We start from the raw sequence: 15,704 nt of genomic DNA, 5'->3' as shown, positions 1-15,704 counted from the left end.
CCATGCGCTTCGCCCCTTTGCCCTCTCGCTTTTTGGCCCTTGCCGCGCTCTGCGGCAGTGCGCTCTCAGCCCAGGCCGCCGTGGGCGTGCAGTGGGTGTCCTACCCAGGCTCGGTGGGGGTGGCCGCCACTGCGCAGGGCGAGGCCTATACCGCCACTTGGGACTACGCGCCGGCCGGTGACATCGTGGTGACCAAGCGCAGCGCCAGCGGCCAGGTGCTGTGGGAAGCGCGATACGACAACACCGACAACACCCGCCATGAAGTGGCCACCAGTGTGGCGGCCGATGCACAGGGCCAGGTGTGGGTCAGCGGCACCATCCGCTCGGGCTATTCCTCACCCGTCAACGCCGCCAGTGTGCTGATGAAGTTCAGCCCCGACGGTCAATTGCTGTGGCGCCATGTGTTTGACAACAGCTTTGATGGCTCTTCCACCCGCCGCGTGTTGGTGGACGCCGCCGGGCACAGCTATGTGCTGGGCCTGGGCATGGGGCCGCTGGGCTTGGTCAGCCGCGTCAAGGCTTTTGATGCCGACGGCCAAGTGCGCTGGGACTACTTCGACACCGCCGGCATTGGCGCACCGCTGAACATGAAGTGGGGCCAAGACGGCAGCCTGCTGGTCAGCGGCCGCGGCATCACCGCCAGCCGCAACGGCTACCTCAAGCTCAGCACGGCCGGGCAGCTTGCCTGGGCCAGCGCCGGGCATGTCAGCCTCACCGCGGGTGATGTGGCAGCCACCACCACCGGCCAGGCCTATCTCATCAATGGCCAGCCCAGTGGCAGCGCGGGCAGCCAAGTGCGCAAGCTGGACGCTGCAGGCGCCACGCTCTGGACGGCCAGCCACCCCATGGCGGCGTTCCGCGTTGAGGCCGACCGCGCGGGCCAAGCGGTGATCAGCGGCTTTCCCAACAGCGGCACGGCGGGTGCGGCATTTGCCAAGTTCAATGCCCAAGGCCAGATGCTGTGGCAAAACCTGGACGCCGACGGCCCCGGCAACGCGCTGCTGATGCATGCGCAGATGCTGCTGGACGCCGACGACAACGCCTATCTGGCCGCCAGCACCTTGTTCCAAATGGCGCTGACCCAAGTGCGCGCCGACGGCAGCACCGGCTGGACGGTGACCGCCCCCGGCAGCAACTCCGCAGGCATGGCCTTCACCCCGGATGGCGGCGTGCTCTTGGCCGGTGGCCAAACCGCCAAGATCGGCGACCCCAGCACCGCCAACGCCAGCGTGACCTTGACAGCCACGCCCGAGCCAGTGCGCGTGGGCCAAACCCTGACCTACACAGTGACCGTGGCCAACGCAGGCCAGGCCAGCGCCAACAAGCTCAAGCTGAAACTGGCTCTGCCCGCCAAAGGCAGCTTGCTCAGCGCCGTGCCCAGCCAAGGCCAGTGCACCGCCACCAAACCGCTGAGCTGCACCCTGGGCAACTTGGCCGCTGGCGCCAGCGCCAGCGTGCAAGTCCAGGTACAGCCCACGGCCAAGGGCAGGTTCAGCAGCACCGCCACACTCAGCAGCAGCACGCCGGACCCTATCGCGGCCAACAACACGGCGACGCACAGCACCAGCGTCAAGCCCTGAGGTATCGCGCCACGACACGCTAGGGGGCTCTGCACGCTTCTGCGCAGTTTGCCCACAGGCCGCCCTCACCGAGCAGTTAGCATCCTTTGAAGAAGCGCTGGCACCCCGAGTTGGCTCGGGTCCAGACCGGCGCGCGCCATGCCCTTTCAGAGGCTTGGCGACTTGGAGGATGGTTCGATGAAATGGTTAGCCGCCGTAGGCGGATTGATAGTGGGCGCTTTTATCTCGCCCGTGGCGGCCTTCATCATGGCCGTGGCAGGGTGGTTTGTGGGTGGGGCGATGTCCAAGAGCGCCGCCCCCGCCAAGGACGAAACCCCCACCGTCGACCCTGAAGATGTGGCCGCACTGCGCCGCCAAGTGCAGAAGCTGGGCCAGCGCGTGAGCGAGCTGGAAAGCCAAGTCGCGCAACTCGCCAGAGGCATGGTGCCTGGCGCACCGCCCGCATCCGCGGCTGCGGCGACGGCTGCAACACCCACAGCGACGGAGAAGCCCGCTGCGCCAGCCACCCCCGTTCGCCCTGAGCCTGCCGAAGAGTCGCGCTTGACGCTCCCCAGCGAAGGCAAGCCAGCAACCGCACCGCTGGTGATCACCCCCGCGCCAGTGGCGCGTGTGCCGGTGGCTCCCGCTGCGGTCAGCAGCGCTGCGCCCGCATCCACCGCGCAGCCCATCGAGGCGGCCTCACTCAGCCCGACGCCCACCGCAGCCTCCAGCGCGGCAAGCGCCGCACCGGGGCCCCGCCCAGCCTTTACCCCCGCGCCACCCGCCGCACCTGAACCCAGCCTGATCGAGCGCCTGCCCGCGCCGATGCGCGAGTTCCTCTTGGGCGGCAACACGCTGGTCAAGGTCGGCGTGGTCCTGCTGTTCTTGGGGCTGGCCTTCTTGCTGCGTTATGCGGCCGAGCGAACCACCGTGCCAATCCCCCTGCGCTATGCCGGTGTTGCAGGCCTCGGTGCAGCATTGCTGGCCGTAGGCTGGTGGCTGCGCGAGCGGCGCCAAGCCTATGCATTGATCTTGCAAGGCGCGGGCATCGGGGTGTTCTATCTGACCACCCTGGCGGCGATGAAGCTGCACCCGCTGATCGAGCCCAGCGTGGGCTTTGCCTTCCTGCTGGCCGTCACCGTGCTGAGCGGCGTGCTGGCGGTGCTGCAGAACGCCCAGGCCTTGGCGGTGGTGGCCGCGCTTGAAGGCTTTGCCGCGCCCGTGCTGGTCTCAACCGGCTCCACCAGCCCGGTGGGCCTGTTCACCTACCTCACGGTGTTGAACCTCGGTATTGCGGGCATGGCCTGGTTCAAGGCCTGGCGGCCGCTGCACCTGATTGCCCTGGTGGGTACCTTGACGCTCTCCGGCGCTTGGGCGCAAGCACGCTACACGCCCGATCACTATGCCGTTACACAGGCCTTCTTGCTGCTGTTTGGTGTGCTGTTCTCGGGCATCGGCCTGATGTTTGCGCGCCGCTCCTTGCTGGACGGCGGAGTGGATGCCACAGCCTCACTGGGCCAACGGGCGGGCCAAGCCTTGCTGCGGGTCGGTCGGGTTGATTCGGCCCTGGTGTTTGGCGCGCCCGTCTCGGCCTTTGCGCTGCAATACCTGCTGGTGCGTGAGATGCCCTTAGGCCCGGCCTTGGCGGCTGTCGGCTTTGGGCTGTTTCACTTGCTGCTGGCCCGCCTGGCCCTGGCCCAGCGCCAGCCTGGCCTGATGCTGTTGGCCGAGGCCTATGTGATCGTGGCCGTGTTGTTTGGCACCTTGGCCATTCCGCTGGGGCTGGAAGGCCGCTGGACGGGCGCGGCTTGGGCCGTGGAGGCGGCAGGCATGTTCTGGCTGGGCCTGCGCCAGCAGCGGCCCTATGCCCGCGTGTTTGCGCTGGCCGTGCTGGGCGGTGCCACCTGGAAGCTGCTGGGCGAGATGTCGCTGAGCCTGAACCCGAACGCGCCTTGGTTGCAGGGCTCCACCCTCGGCCCGGTGCTGCTGGCCGCCAGTTGCGCCATGGTGCTGTGGCTGGCCCACCAACAGGGCGAGGCAGACGTTGAACCTGAGGGCTCACCCGGCGAGCCCCTGGCCACCTTGCCCGTGCTGGAAGCCACCGGCTTGGCCGCCCTGCCGTGGCTGGCGGTGGGCGCGCTCAACCTGCTGCCCTGGATCTGGTTGACCCCGATCTGGGCGCCTGCAGGCACGGCGGCCTTAGGTCTGGCGCTGTATATCGCTGCCCAGCGCTGGGCCTACGAACCGCTGCGCCCAGTGGTGCTGGCCTTGCAAGGCCTAGCCGTGCTGGGCCTGCTGGCCGCCGTGCAACCCGCAGCCACCGAAAGTGGTGCGGTGTTGGCCGACGGCTGGCAGGCGCTGGCCAGCGCGGTGTTCATTGCGCTGAGCCTGATCACCACCGCCTGGCTGGCAGCACGCCCCACTTGGCTAGACGCCAAGGCGCGCGGCCTGCCGCCCGACTGGAGCTTCACCCAGCAAGCCAGCATGGTGACGGGCGCGGCGCTGCTGCACTTGGCCGTGCTGTTTGTGGCCCCCTGGCCCACCGTGGCCTGGGCCTGGCCGCTGATGGCGCTGCTGACGCTTTGGGCGGGTGCCCGTGGCGTGCTGACGCCGCTGGTGGCCCTGAGCGGCGGGGTGCAGGTGGCTGCCGCAGGGGTGGGTTTGGCCTTGAGCCTCAACAAGGTGTCGGGCTGGGAGGCCTGGTACAGCGGGGCCGCTTTCATGAGCGTGCAGTTCTTCGCCACCTTGCTGCAAGCCGTGGTGGCCTTGGCCAGCCTGAGCCTGCTGCACAGCGTGGCCCAACAGCGCCAGCGCGAGCAAGCCAACGGCAGCAGCCGCATGCTGCTGCCCCTGGCCTGGTGCGAGAGCGGCCTGATGCGTTGGGCGCCACTGGTGGCCGGCCTGGTGTGGTGGCTGTGGGCGTGGGCGCCCGAAATCAGCAACGCCCTGCAGCGGGCCGGACAAGAGCATCTGCTGCTGGGCAGCTTGATCGGCCTGCTGTTGTTGAGTGCGCTGCTGATGCGGGCCATTGCCCAACGCCGTCAATGGCCTGAGATGGGCGCAGCCACGCTGGCCGTGCTGCCCTTGTTGGCTTTGCTCGCGAGCGCGGACTGTGCCCTTCAAGCGTGGCGGCGTGAGCCTTGGTTGCCCTCCGAGCACCTGGGCTGGTTGGCTTGGCCCTTGGCCCTGGGCTGGCACCTTTTCAGCCTGAAGCGCTGGTCGGCTGAGTGGCCCGGCCAGCGCCTGGCTACCGCCTGGCACCCACTGGGCCTGTGGCTCTTCACCGCCTTGGCCGCGCAAGAGCTGAGCAGCCACCTCAGCCGCTGGGCAGCGCCCGGCTCGGCCTGGGCCATGCTGGGTGGTGTGGCCGTGGTGGCCGCCGTGCTGTGGGCCTTGAGCCACCCGGCACTGGCCCGCCGCTGGCCGCTGGCGGCCCACCCGCGCGCTTATCTGCAAGTGGGCGCCACGCCCCTGGCGCTGTGGAGCTTGGCGTGGTTGTGGGCCTCTAACGTATGGAGCGCGGGCGACGCCGCCCCCCTGCCCGTCATCCCGCTGCTCAACCCGCTGGAGATGGGCCATGCCCTGGTGCTGATGGCCTTGCTGCTGTGGCAGCGCGCGCTGCCCGAAGACAGCCCGTTGCGCCTAGAGGGCCGCGCACAAGTGGCCGTGTGGGGCAGCACCGGCCTGGCCCTGCTGACGGGCGCCGTGCTGCGCGCCTGCCACCACCTGGCAGGCATTCCCTGGGAGATGAGTGCGCTGATGGGCTCGACGCTGGCGCAAGCTGCGCTGTCCATCACCTGGGCGCTCACCGGCGTGGTGGTGATGGTGCTGGGCAACCGGCGTGGCTCACGCGGGGCCTGGGTCGCCGGAGCCGCGCTGCTGGCGGTCGTGGTGGTCAAGCTTTTCTTTGTCGAGCTGGCTGACAGCGGCGGCCTCTACCGCATCGTCTCCTTCATGGGCGTGGGCGCGCTGCTCTTGCTGGTGGGCTACTTTGCGCCCGTGCCCAGCACTCAAAAAGAAGAACCGGAGGCCACATGACCGTCTATCGCCCAACCCTGCTGCTGGCGCTCATCAGCCCGGCCGTGCTGGCCGCACCGGGCAGCGCCGCCCTGCAACTCAGTGGCCCGGGGCCCTATTACCGCGTGGCTTTGCCTGCGGCCCTCTACCCCTTGGCGCAAGACGCTGAGCTGTCAGACCTGCGCGTGCGCAACGCCCAGGGTGCGCCCCTGCCCTGGGCCTGGGCAGACGCCTCCAGCGAGGCACCTCCCGCCATTCGCCGCCACACCGTCCCGCTGTTCCCGCTGGCCACGGCGGCCCAGCCCAGCCCAGCGGTGGACGCGGCCCTGCTGCTGCAAGTGCGCCCCGACGGCACGCTGGCCTGGCGCCAGCCCCCGGCCGCCAAACCGCAGGCCAGCGACTGGGTCATCGACACCCATGCCGCCAGCGGCAACCTGCTGAGCCTGGCACTCACACTCGCGCCGCAGGCCCAAGGCCTGTTCAGCTTCAGCCTGGAGTACAGCGACGACCTGCGCCACTGGCAGATGGCCCTGCCCCAAGCCACCGTGGCCCAACTCAAGCACCAGGGCCAAGCGCTGCAACAAAACGAGGTGGACCTGGGCGGCCTGCGCGCCCGCTACCTGCGCTTAAGGGTGCTGGGTGACGGGCCCGCACCCGCGCTGCAAAGCGCCGAGGTGCAGGCCTATGAGCGGGTGCTGCCCAGCCCGCCGCCGCTGCAGTGGCAGACGGCCACCCCCGCTGGCTGCGAGTCCAGTGCTTGCACCTGGCGTCTGCCCGCCCACTTGCCGCTGGACGCCGTGCGCTTGGGGCTGGCCCAGCCCAACACCGTCGCCACCGTGACCCTAATGGGCGAGACCGACGTCACCCTGACTCCCAGCCCCCAGCCGCGACGCCACCGCCTCTTCACCCGCCACCGCGACAGCGCACAGATTGCCCTGCCACTGGGCGGTGGCGTGCAGCGCCACGCCCTGCTCAGCACCACCGTCTATCGCCTCAGCCTACCCGGCCAGCCCGAGCGCAGCAGCCCCGACCTGCACCTGGACGGCAACCCCTACACCCGCCTGCGCTTGGAGGCCCGCCACAGCACCCAAGAGTGGGGCGCGACACCACCTCAACTCAGCATCGGCACCCGCAGCCGCGAGATCATCCTGCTGGCCCGCGACGCGAATAACGCCAATTTGAGTTGGGGCGACCCCAAGGCTACCGGCATCCCCATGCCGCTGGCCCAACTCATGCCGCTGGGCGCCGACCAAGCCGTGGGCAGTGGCAGCGTGAACATGCCCGCAGCGGCCCAAAGCCCAGGCCCAGCGCCAAAGCCTCAGCCAGTCGGGCAGAGCGAGACCGCTGCCAAAGTAGCCCCTGCAAGCCAGCACACGCCCTGGCTCTGGGCCGCGCTGGTGGGCGGCTTGCTGCTGTTGGCGGGAATGGCGTACAGCTTGCTGAAGGGGATGAAGGCAAGCCGTGATCTCTAGGGTCTGTTGACACATAAATCCGACCGGCGTGAGCCCTACAGGGCAGGGCGTCCAAGGGCGCTGGTGGGCGTGATATCGGTCGTAAATGTCCTAGCAACTGCCTGGCCTGAGGCGGCTTTGTCTTGTGGCCAACCCTAGGGCGAGCGAGGTCGTAAGGCTTGTAGGCGCTGCGCCAATGCGGCCGGCCCCATCGGCCCGATTTGGCGGTGGGTCAGCTCACCTTGTGCGTTGTAGAACAAGGTGGTGGGCAGGCCCCGAGAACCCACAGCGGGGCCGGTGCGGCTGGTGGCATCTAGCCAGACACCGCGTAGTGCAAGCTGCTGTTGGACGAGGTACCGGCGGGCTTGCGCCGGTGTTTCGCCTTGGTTGATGAACAAGAACTGCACATCCGCTTGGCGCTGCTGTGCTGCGGCCAAGTAAGGCATTTGCCGGTGGCAAACCCCGCACCAGCTTGCCCACAGGACGATCACGGTAGGTTGCCCCTGGGCCAACTGAGCCAAGGTGGCATGGCGCGGCGCTGCATCCTCAAGAGTCGGCAAGCTTTGCAATGGCACATCGGGCACATCGACTTGCCGATGCAGCCCCAAGCCCAGGCTGCCCGCCGCCCACACCATGGCGGCGACCAGAGCACCCACACCCAGGGCTTGGCGCTGCGCGGGGGCACGCACTGCACGCCATGCAAGAAACAGCGCTGCCGCCAGCACACCGGGCAGCATCAGCCAGCCACCATCGCGGATGTCCAAGACCCGCCAAGGCTCGCCGCTGTAGCTGGCGCCAGACTGCAGCACAAAAGCCAGGCGCGCGACCAGCAAGCCGATCAGGCTGGCATGAAAGAGGTGGTCCTTGACGGTGCGCGCCATGACGGCATCTGCACGCACCAGCCTGGCAGCGCACTGCAGGCCCAGCCAGACACTCAAGAGCAGCAACAGGGGCGCCGTGGGCATGGCCAAGGGGCCAAGGTTGAGTGTGAGCATGGGCTGAGGTTAGCAGGCTGGGGCTGGCGCAGCGCCCATCGAACCAAGAAGTGGGGTGACAGGAACGGTGGTGGGCTCATCAAGCTTCAGGATGCGCCAACCGAAGCCACACCCAACTCTGACTGGGCGCCATTCGGCCTCATTCGGCACAGCAGCCATCAAGCATCCGGAGCCCCTCTTGTGCATGGCTTGCTGGGCTCTCGACCCCTGGAGTTGACCATGCCCCATTCCCTACACCCCCTGAAGACCACCGCACTGTGGCTCAGCCCGGCCCTGCTGTTGGCCCTGACCGCTTGCGGTGGCGGCTCTGATGCGCCAGCGACACCCACACCGCCCGTTAGCGTGGACAAGCTGCGCCTGAGCGGCACTGTGGCACGCGCTGAGCCTTTGAACGATGCCGACGTACAGGCCCGCTGTGCGGTGGGCCAAGGCAGCGCGCGCTCGGTCGGCTCGGGCAATTATGAAATCGTGATTGAGTCGGGCCGTCTGCCCTGCGTCATCAGGGCTGCGCAAGCGGGCTCAGCGCCGGTGACGCTGCACTCCGTCGCAGCCGACACCGGCAACATGACGGCCGCTGTCGCCAATGTCAGCACGGTCAGCGAGCTCATCGTTGCCAGCCTGACGGCGGCCGAGCCTGCAGCTCTGTTCACCCAAGCGAGTGCCACGCCAGCCAGCCTGGGCACGGCGGTGACGACCGACAAGCTCAGCACCGCCACCGATGCGGTGACCACCACGCTCAAAGACGGCGGCGTGGACTTGAGCCAAGCCGGCAACCCCCTGACGGCGTCTTTGGTGGCCGGTGCCAGCGGCAACGACTTGGGCAAGGGCCTGGTGAGTTTGGACAAAGCCCTGAGCACCAGCGGCACCAGCCTGACCAGCATGTCCAACACCGTGGCCGCCAACTCCACCACCGCCACCCCAACCAGCACCGTGGTGGCCGCCAGCTCCACGCTGCCTGCGGCAGCGCAACTGCAGGCGCATGCCGCAAACTGCAAGGCTTTGCGCAGCGGCAACTTCCGCTTGGTGGGCCAGCCCGGCGAGCCCAATGGGGTACGCGTGCGCATTGACGCCAGCACCTTGGTGGGCACTGATTTGAGCGACAACAGCGAGTTGGTGAAGCTGGTGGCGGACGGCCCTTGCAAGTACACGCAGGCGGATGGCACACAGACTGTCTTCACCACCTCCGGCGTGGGCGTGCTGCGCTTGGGTGGCGGCACTGAGCCTTATGTGATGGCCTTGCTCTTGCCCGAGCAGGCTCTGGCCCTGAGCGACTTTGCAGGCTCCTGGAAGGGCCTGGGCTTTGAAACCGAGGAAGGCGCCTTCGTCACCGCCATGCTGCGCTACGAGTTCAACGCGGCCGGCCAAGCGGTGGAGATCATGTATGCCACTCGTCCTGACCTCACAGCGTTCTTGAGCGGGAAGTTGGGGGACGCCGGGTTCCCCCCCATCAACCTGAGCCCTCAGGCGGAAGGCGGCTTCTTGCTGAGCAATAGCCGAGACAACTGGACACAGCGCATCTTCGCCTATCGCAATGGCAGGGGGCAGTTGATGTGGACCACCCTCAACTACGACCACACGCTGGGGATGGTGTTCGGGCAGAACGCGACCGTCATTCAACCAAGCGTGAACTCGACCAGCAACGCTTGGAACCTGACCATGAACCTGCAACGTCTGGCCCCCGGTGCGATCAGTGAATCCAGCAACACCGTGCTGTCGGTTGATGGCATCGTCTCTTACCTGCGGCGCGCCATCATCAACCTCACCACTGGCGTGACACGGGAAGAGACCATTCGCATCAACGCCCCCCAGACAGACTTCACGGAACGCGTGGCACAGACCAGCACCGACAGCGCGGGCAACCCCACCACCACCTCCCGTTGGGTCGGTTCGGCGGTGTTGGGTCATGGCTTCTCGTCGGTGGTCTTCCCAGAAAACAGCCGCCTGCTCTCGGTGGGCAAGCAGACCGAGTAAGCGCCTTCGCCACTCAGCCGCCCGCCCGCGCGGGTGGCCGCACTACCCCGGCCGCAAGCCAGCGTCCGGGGTTTTTTCTTGGGTGCGGCCGCTCAGGCAAAGCGCAGGCCTTTACGCTGCCAAGCGCACGGGCTCCTTGGCGGGCAGGCCGATGACGGCGTCACTCAGGTGCCAGTGCCGCTGGGCGGCCTCCAACACCAGGGTTTCACCCTCTGCTAAATGCTGGTCAGCGCGGGCAGCTGCCATGGCCAGTGCCAGCACTTTGGCTTGCAGCGTGGGGTCTTGCACTTCGGCCATGATGGCGGCCAAGGCCGCGCCATCGACCTGCGCAATGAGCGAGCGATCGCTGTGCGCGCCCATCAGCAGGTCTTCGCACAAGGTCTGTACAGCCTGCGGCAAGCCCCCCGATGGCAGGCCCAGCTCGCGAGCCGTGTCAAGTTGATTCAAGGCCTCAAATTCCGAGCGGCAGACATGGCCGTCGGCAATCAGAACAAGGGCCACGATGCGAGCGGCGGCTTCGGGGCTGTTGCGAGGGTAGGTGCGCATGGCGGTCGTCTTTCTGTGAGGAGAGCTGTTCGGAGTAGATGGCGTTCGCACTCAAGGGCTGCGGCGCGGCGCATGCCGCTGGGTCATTCGCGGGTCAACGTTGATGCGGACAGGGATGGGGGTCTCCGTACCATGCCTTGGTTGCAACCCCATGCGCAGGTTCTGAACCAACGCCCTCACGGCCAGGCGCAGACGCTGCCATTGGCGCATAAGCCATGGGCTGTTGGGTCGGTCGCTGGGTCTCAAGATCACTTTCATCGGGAGGGCCTCCTTGGCTTGATGAGAGTCCTCAGTGTGGGGGTATAAAGCATCATTAAAAATCAGAATAAAAATGATCATTAGATCGGTTTTTACGAATTGAAATAGCACCCCTTCCTCCTCATCTGGACACCCGTGGCATGCCTCCGATGTCGAGGCATTTCACTGAACTCAAGCTTTAGATCTTGAGCTTTCTAATGGTCGTCCGGATGGAGGCGTGACATGGACATGATGGGCGTCGTTTGGTTGGGTATGCCAGTCTGGATCTGGCTGGCCTTCTTGCTTGCGGTGCTGGCGATCCTCGCGTTTGACCTGGGTGTCATGCATCGTGACGCCCATGAGATCGGCGTCGCAGAGAGCCTGAAGATGTCCGCGCTCTACATCGGCCTGGGGCTGGCCTGGGCCGCCGTGGTCTATGGCATCTACGGCCACTATCCAAACGCGGGCGCCATGGACCCGAAGATGGCAGCAGCCGCCACCTCGGACGAGCGGGCCTGGACAGCCGTAACGCTCTATATGACGGGCTATCTCGTGGAGAAGACGCTGGCCATGGACAACGTCTTCATCATCTCCTTAATCTTCAGCTACTTTGCGGTGCCCCGCGAGTATCAGCATCGGGTCTTGTTCTGGGGCATCCTGGGCGTGATCGTCTTGCGCGCCATCATGATCGGCTTGGGCGCCGCACTGGTGATGGAGTTCGTTTGGATCATGTATGTCTTCGGTGTGATCCTGCTGCTCACCGGCGTGAAGATGCTCTTGATGGTGGACCACAAGCCAGACATCGGCAACAACCCGGTGTTGCGTCTGATGCGCAAGCACTTGCGCGTGACAGACGACTTGCACGGGCAAGCGTTCACGGTGCGCTTGGCCCACCCTCAAACCGGCAAGATGGAGTTGTATGCCACGCCCTTGCTGCTGTGCCTGATCTTGGTGGAGATCGCCGACCTGGTGTTTGCGATCGACTCCGTACCCGCGATCTTTGCGATCACGCCTGACCCGTTCATCGTCTACACCAGCAACATCTTCGCGATCTTGGGCTTGCGTGCGCTGTACTTTGCGCTGGCCGCGGTGGTGCACCGCTTCCACTACCTGAAGTACGCGCTGGCCATGGTCTTGATCTTCATCGGCGCCAAAATCTTCTTGGGGGATTGGCTGTTCGATGGCAAGGTGCCGGCCTCGATCAGCCTGGGCGTGACCGGCGGCTTGCTGGCTGGGGGCGTGCTGTTCTCGCTATGGAAGACGCGCCGGGCCACGGGCGCATGATCAGGGCATGATGGGGTCTGCGCGTTCTATGCTTCTCTCTGGGGCTCGGTCTCATCGTGAGGCCCGAGCCCCGGGCTTGTCTTGAAATCCGTCATGTCAGATCTCCATCGCAGCCTCTCTCTTGAACAGGTGTTCAATGCCATCCCCGGTCAGTGGGAGAAGGTGATCGTCAGCCTGCTGCTGGTCTGCTTGGCCTTGTTGGCCTCGCACCTCTGGGCGCGCTATTTGGCGCGGGGTGAGATGTCGCCCCAGAAGCGCCGTCTGCACTTGGTGTGGGCCCGCAACATCATCTGGTTTGCCGTCTTGCTGGTGATTGCGGCGGTATGGGCGTCCACCATTGCTGGCTTTGCGCTGTCACTGGCCGCCGTGGCCGGCGCCTTGCTGATCGTCAGCAAAGAGTTGGTGATGTGCGTGCACGGCTATCTTTATGCCACGGTGGTGAGCCCCTACAAAGTGGGCGACGCGATTGAGTTTGGCGAGCTGCGGGGGCGGGTGATCGACATCGACATGTTCGCCACCTCCTTGGCCGAGTTGGACGAGTCGGGCCAGCAAACCGGCAAGGTGGCCGAGTTCCCCAACGGCCTCTTGCTCACCACCCCGGTGAAGAACGTGACGCCCAACGGGGCCTTTGCGCTGCACCACATTCGCATCCCAGTCCCCGAGGCACGGGTGGGCCACTTGGATCTGATCGAAGCCGCCGCGCTGCAGGCCGCCGAACGCAGCACCGCCGCTTGGCGCGATGAAGCGATGGCGCACTTTCGCAAAGTGTCGGAGGAGAGCTTCATCGCCCTGCCCTCGGGCAGAACCAAGGTGGCCTGGGACTTTTCAGAGCCCGGGCATTTGGTGCTGGTGGTTCGGGTCGCTTGCCCCAGCTTAGAGCGACATGCGGTGGAGCAAGCCGTGTTCAAGGACACTTGGCGGGCCTTGGTCGATCAGGCGCCGCTGGTCGGTCATGCCGATGTGGCGGGGCCGAGTGGTCGCCCCTCCAGCGCTTGAACCCTGCGCGGGGCCTTGCGGCGGCGCGCGTCAACTGCGCCGCAACAGGTCACCAAACACGGTGTACTCGCCGTCCTTGCGGTCGGCTCCTGGCGCGTCGTAGAGCACCAGCCAACTGGGCTGGCCGCCCGCCAGCGCGGCGGGCAGCTCGCACATGGCCTCAGCACGGTTGCAGCCCCGGCCGTGCGGCAGGGTCACGGCCTCGGTCAAGGCGGCCTCAAAGCGCACGGGCTCGCCATTGGCGGCCAACAGGGGCTTGGCGCCCGGCCATTTGAAGAGGCGGATTTCGCCGTTCAAGACCATGGTGGGGCCGGCCAGGATGTAGAGGTCGTCGCCCGAGAAGTGCAGGTCTCGCACACCCAGCCCATCGAGCTGCAAGAAGTGCTTGCGGATGAGTGTGCCGTTGTCGTCCAACGGTTTGAGCCGGAGTTGGTCGCCCCGGGCTTCAATGGCAATCTCTAGCAGCGCGGACCAACCGCGCAGCACCGGGCCACGCAGGCCCAGCAGCAGGCGCTCGCCATTCACGGCCAAGCCCTCGATGTCAAAGCCGTTGTCCTTGCCGGGAATGGCCATGTAGGGGCCGAAGTGGGGGTCATCGGCCAGTGCGCGGGTCAGCTGGTTGGCGTTGGCATCGCCCTTGAGGCGCTGGGCACGGCGGCCGTCTTGCGCTTGCTTCACTAAGCAGGGGGCACCGCTGGCGTCCAGCTCAATAGGCAAGCGAGCCAACAGGCGGCGGTTGCCATCCAAAGACAGCTTGGCCAAGCGCTTGGCGTTGTCGGCGTTGGGCCGGTCGGGCTTGGCGTTCTTGCGCTTCAAGCCATGCGAGCCCACCACCCACAGGTAGCCCTCGGCCAAGGCCATGCCTTCGAGGTCAGCCTCTTCGTCGGGCTCGCCCGGCAGATCCAGCAAATCAGCCAAGGGAAAGTCGTGCACTTCGCCAAAACGCAGGGTTTCGCTCCCCACAGGCTCCAGGCGACGCAGGCGATCTAGGCCGCAGGCTTCGTCACCGGCCACCCACAGCCACTCACCACTGAAGGCAGCACCCGACAAATTGGCATGCACCAAAGCGCCGGGGGCGAACTCTAGCCTCACGGCGTTGGGATTTCGGGTCTTGGGCATGGGGGGTTCTCCTCGGGCAGGGGTATTGAAAGTATGAGCAGGGCGCTCGACGCTAAGCCCTGGCGAAGCGCAAGAGTGTGAGGCCTTGAGGTCAGCTTGTGTTCAGTTTTTTACGATGTTTAGATCATCGAATATCTGCTTTAAATGGAGCTATTGGAAACCGACATTGCATCTGTCATGCAACCGCTGGAGATCTGTGATGCAAGTGCTGTTCAAGCCCCGCCATCCGCACGCGATTGAGCTGCGCGATCTGACCGAACATCGCGTTCGCTTTGCGTTGCGGCGCGTTCGCTGGCGAGTACCTCGTGCGGAGGTACAGATGTCGGACGTGAATGGGCCACGCGGCGGCGTTGACAAGCGCTGCCTGGTCGAACTGAGAACAGACGGCTCAGGCACCGTGGTGGTGACTGCCGTGGCGCGAGATTGGCGCACCGCTCTGGACAACGCGCTCGCACGCGCCACACGGTTCTTGATGCGGCTTTGGCAGCGTGAGGGAGACAGCCGCAGGCTACAGCAGCGTCTGGTCGGCCATGAGGACTCACCGGCCTCCCGCAACTCGACCTCAACAAGCTCCATCGTTTGAACGGAATACACCATGAAATGTCCTCACTGTCCCGATGCTACGTTGGTGATGAGCGACCGCCAAGGCGTCGAGATTGACTACTGCCCCCAGTGCCGAGGCGTGTGGCTCGATCGAGGTGAGCTCGACAAACTCATAGAGCGCTCCTCCACGATGCCACCGCCACAAGCCAGCCCAGCACCTGGCCGCTCGCAAGCTCAGTTTGTCGACTCTGATTACGACCACGCCCGAGGCCACCATGGCAAGCACAAGAAGTCTTGGCTGAGCAATATCTTTGATTAGGGTGCGTCCTACGGGTCACTCCACAAGGGTGGCAGCTTTTCACGCCATGTAGCGCATCAGGTTCACCCGGGCCTGAGCCTCTAGGCGTGCGCGCACGACAGCCGTCTGGTAGAGCGGCATACGCTGGGCAAAGCCGCGCATCACCTCGCGCCGTTTGCGGCGATACAGAAAGCCAGGCACCCAGGCGTACTCGTCGCGCACCTGCTGTTCGTACTCGGCAAAGCGGGCGGCGTCTGCGCCGAGGATAGCGAGGTCGATGTCCACCAACAGCGCCTGGTCCGCCGTAGCGGTGGGCGCTGCATGGCAGGTGGCCATCACCAAGGCGTGCACGCGCTGGGCCACGGCGGCCTCTGCGCCCGCCGCCAGCAAGGCTTGGCGCGCCCAGTCGGCGCTGCGGGCTTCGTTGTCGCTGGCTTTGACCTCATACACCGCATCATGGAACCACAGTGCCAGGCCGACTTCACCGGGGTGCTGTGCATGGGGCCGCAAGGCCTCCCACAAAGCCAAGCATTCACTGAGATGCTGCTGCGTGTGATAGCGGCGCTGCGGCTGGGCATAGGCGTCCCAAAGGGTGTCGCGCAGCTCATGCCCTTGGCCGGGCAGACCCACATCGGCCCAGGCGAGCGCCCAGTGCTGAGCGGCGACAGGAGCTTGGGACTCAGCCATC

12 protein-coding genes are annotated in these 15,704 nt (G+C 66.1%); 8 read left to right on the top strand and 4 right to left on the bottom strand.

The window, feature by feature from the left end:
* Positions 1 to 2 precede the first annotated feature (2 nt).
* The 3 genes from ACIQ3Q_RS13680 to ACIQ3Q_RS13670 all read left to right on the top strand — a co-directional run bounded on the left by ACIQ3Q_RS13680 (position 3) and on the right by ACIQ3Q_RS13670 (position 7,048).
* Positions 3 to 1,580, top strand: coding sequence for a DUF11 domain-containing protein (locus ACIQ3Q_RS13680; RefSeq protein ID WP_396269665.1), 1,578 nt, complete (start codon positions 3 to 5; stop codon positions 1,578 to 1,580).
* Positions 1,581 to 1,757: 177 nt separating this feature from the next.
* Positions 1,758 to 5,597: a DUF2339 domain-containing protein gene (locus ACIQ3Q_RS13675; protein WP_396269664.1), complete on the top strand. Its 3,840-nt coding sequence runs from the start codon at positions 1,758 to 1,760 to the stop codon at positions 5,595 to 5,597.
* On the top strand, positions 5,594 to 7,048 hold the full coding sequence (locus ACIQ3Q_RS13670) for a DUF3999 family protein (protein ID WP_396269663.1): 1,455 nt from the start codon (positions 5,594 to 5,596) through the stop codon (positions 7,046 to 7,048). The genes ACIQ3Q_RS13675 and ACIQ3Q_RS13670 overlap by 4 nt, the downstream gene beginning before the upstream one ends.
* Positions 7,049 to 7,182: 134 nt before the next feature.
* Here ACIQ3Q_RS13670 and ACIQ3Q_RS13665 read toward each other — a convergent pair whose 3' ends face one another.
* Positions 7,183 to 8,022, bottom strand: coding sequence for a prolipoprotein diacylglyceryl transferase family protein (locus ACIQ3Q_RS13665; protein ID WP_396269662.1), 840 nt, complete (start codon positions 8,020 to 8,022; stop codon positions 7,183 to 7,185).
* Positions 8,023 to 8,241: 219 nt separating this feature from the next.
* Here ACIQ3Q_RS13665 and ACIQ3Q_RS13660 point away from each other — a divergent pair, with 219 nt between their 5' ends.
* Entirely contained in the window at positions 8,242 to 9,993 is a 1,752-nt protein-coding gene (locus ACIQ3Q_RS13660; RefSeq protein WP_396269661.1) for a hypothetical protein, read from the top strand.
* Between the two features lie 111 nt (positions 9,994 to 10,104).
* Here the strand turns inward: ACIQ3Q_RS13660 and ACIQ3Q_RS13655 are convergent, their stop codons facing one another.
* Positions 10,105 to 10,539 carry a TerB family tellurite resistance protein gene (locus ACIQ3Q_RS13655; protein WP_396269660.1) on the bottom strand — a complete coding sequence of 145 codons (435 nt, stop codon included), beginning with the start codon at positions 10,537 to 10,539 and terminating at the stop codon, positions 10,105 to 10,107.
* A gap of 480 nt (positions 10,540 to 11,019) precedes the next feature.
* On the opposite strand from ACIQ3Q_RS13655, the gene ACIQ3Q_RS13650 reads away from it, so the two are divergent.
* Positions 11,020 to 12,060 (top strand): TerC family protein, encoded by a 1,041-nt coding sequence (locus tag ACIQ3Q_RS13650; protein WP_396269659.1) that lies wholly within the window; start codon positions 11,020 to 11,022, stop codon positions 12,058 to 12,060.
* 93 nt (positions 12,061 to 12,153) lie between these two features.
* Positions 12,154 to 13,056: a mechanosensitive ion channel family protein gene (locus ACIQ3Q_RS13645; protein ID WP_396269657.1), complete on the top strand. Its 903-nt coding sequence runs from the start codon at positions 12,154 to 12,156 to the stop codon at positions 13,054 to 13,056.
* A gap of 30 nt (positions 13,057 to 13,086) precedes the next feature.
* On the opposite strand, the gene ACIQ3Q_RS13640 is transcribed toward ACIQ3Q_RS13645, so the two are convergent.
* Entirely contained in the window at positions 13,087 to 14,175 is a 1,089-nt protein-coding gene (locus tag ACIQ3Q_RS13640; protein ID WP_396269656.1) for a DUF3616 domain-containing protein, read from the bottom strand.
* A gap of 199 nt (positions 14,176 to 14,374) precedes the next feature.
* Here ACIQ3Q_RS13640 and ACIQ3Q_RS13635 point away from each other — a divergent pair, with 199 nt between their 5' ends.
* A complete protein-coding gene (locus tag ACIQ3Q_RS13635) occupies positions 14,375 to 14,758 on the top strand; it encodes an HPF/RaiA family ribosome-associated protein (RefSeq protein ID WP_396269655.1) in 384 nt (127 codons plus the stop codon).
* A 12-nt stretch (positions 14,759 to 14,770) separates the two neighbouring features.
* Positions 14,771 to 15,037 carry a zf-TFIIB domain-containing protein gene (locus ACIQ3Q_RS13630; protein ID WP_396269654.1) on the top strand — a complete coding sequence of 89 codons (267 nt, stop codon included), beginning with the start codon at positions 14,771 to 14,773 and terminating at the stop codon, positions 15,035 to 15,037.
* Between the two features lie 39 nt (positions 15,038 to 15,076).
* Here the strand turns inward: ACIQ3Q_RS13630 and ACIQ3Q_RS13625 are convergent, their stop codons facing one another.
* The gene (locus ACIQ3Q_RS13625) at positions 15,077 to 15,703 is read right to left on the bottom strand and encodes an N-methyl-D-aspartate receptor NMDAR2C subunit (protein WP_396269653.1); all 627 of its coding nucleotides are present in this window, start codon (positions 15,701 to 15,703) and stop codon (positions 15,077 to 15,079) included.
* Position 15,704: the final 1 nt, after the last annotated feature.

It is taken from the genome of Ideonella sp., from assembly GCF_044358605.1.
Lineage (GTDB): Bacteria > Pseudomonadota > Gammaproteobacteria > Burkholderiales > Burkholderiaceae_C > Ideonella.
This window is presented reverse-complemented; position numbering and strand designations above follow the sequence as displayed.

Excerpts from the sequence above, each read along its gene's own strand:
- ACIQ3Q_RS13655 (WP_396269660.1), bottom strand. The coding sequence starts at position 10,539 with ATGCGCACCTACCCTCGCAACAGCCCCGAAGCCGCCGCTCGCATCGTG.
- ACIQ3Q_RS13680 (WP_396269665.1), top strand. The coding sequence starts at position 3 with ATGCGCTTCGCCCCTTTGCCCTCTCGCTTTTTGGCCCTTGCCGCGCTC.
- ACIQ3Q_RS13650 (WP_396269659.1), top strand. The coding sequence starts at position 11,020 with ATGGACATGATGGGCGTCGTTTGGTTGGGTATGCCAGTCTGGATCTGG.
- ACIQ3Q_RS13640 (WP_396269656.1), bottom strand. The coding sequence starts at position 14,175 with ATGCCCAAGACCCGAAATCCCAACGCCGTGAGGCTAGAGTTCGCCCCC.
- ACIQ3Q_RS13635 (WP_396269655.1), top strand. The coding sequence starts at position 14,375 with ATGCAAGTGCTGTTCAAGCCCCGCCATCCGCACGCGATTGAGCTGCGC.
- ACIQ3Q_RS13645 (WP_396269657.1), top strand. The coding sequence starts at position 12,154 with ATGTCAGATCTCCATCGCAGCCTCTCTCTTGAACAGGTGTTCAATGCC.
- ACIQ3Q_RS13625 (WP_396269653.1), bottom strand. The coding sequence starts at position 15,703 with ATGGCTGAGTCCCAAGCTCCTGTCGCCGCTCAGCACTGGGCGCTCGCC.
- ACIQ3Q_RS13665 (WP_396269662.1), bottom strand. The coding sequence starts at position 8,022 with ATGCTCACACTCAACCTTGGCCCCTTGGCCATGCCCACGGCGCCCCTG.
- ACIQ3Q_RS13670 (WP_396269663.1), top strand. The coding sequence starts at position 5,594 with ATGACCGTCTATCGCCCAACCCTGCTGCTGGCGCTCATCAGCCCGGCC.
- ACIQ3Q_RS13630 (WP_396269654.1), top strand. The coding sequence starts at position 14,771 with ATGAAATGTCCTCACTGTCCCGATGCTACGTTGGTGATGAGCGACCGC.
- ACIQ3Q_RS13675 (WP_396269664.1), top strand. The coding sequence starts at position 1,758 with ATGAAATGGTTAGCCGCCGTAGGCGGATTGATAGTGGGCGCTTTTATC.
- ACIQ3Q_RS13660 (WP_396269661.1), top strand. The coding sequence starts at position 8,242 with ATGCCCCATTCCCTACACCCCCTGAAGACCACCGCACTGTGGCTCAGC.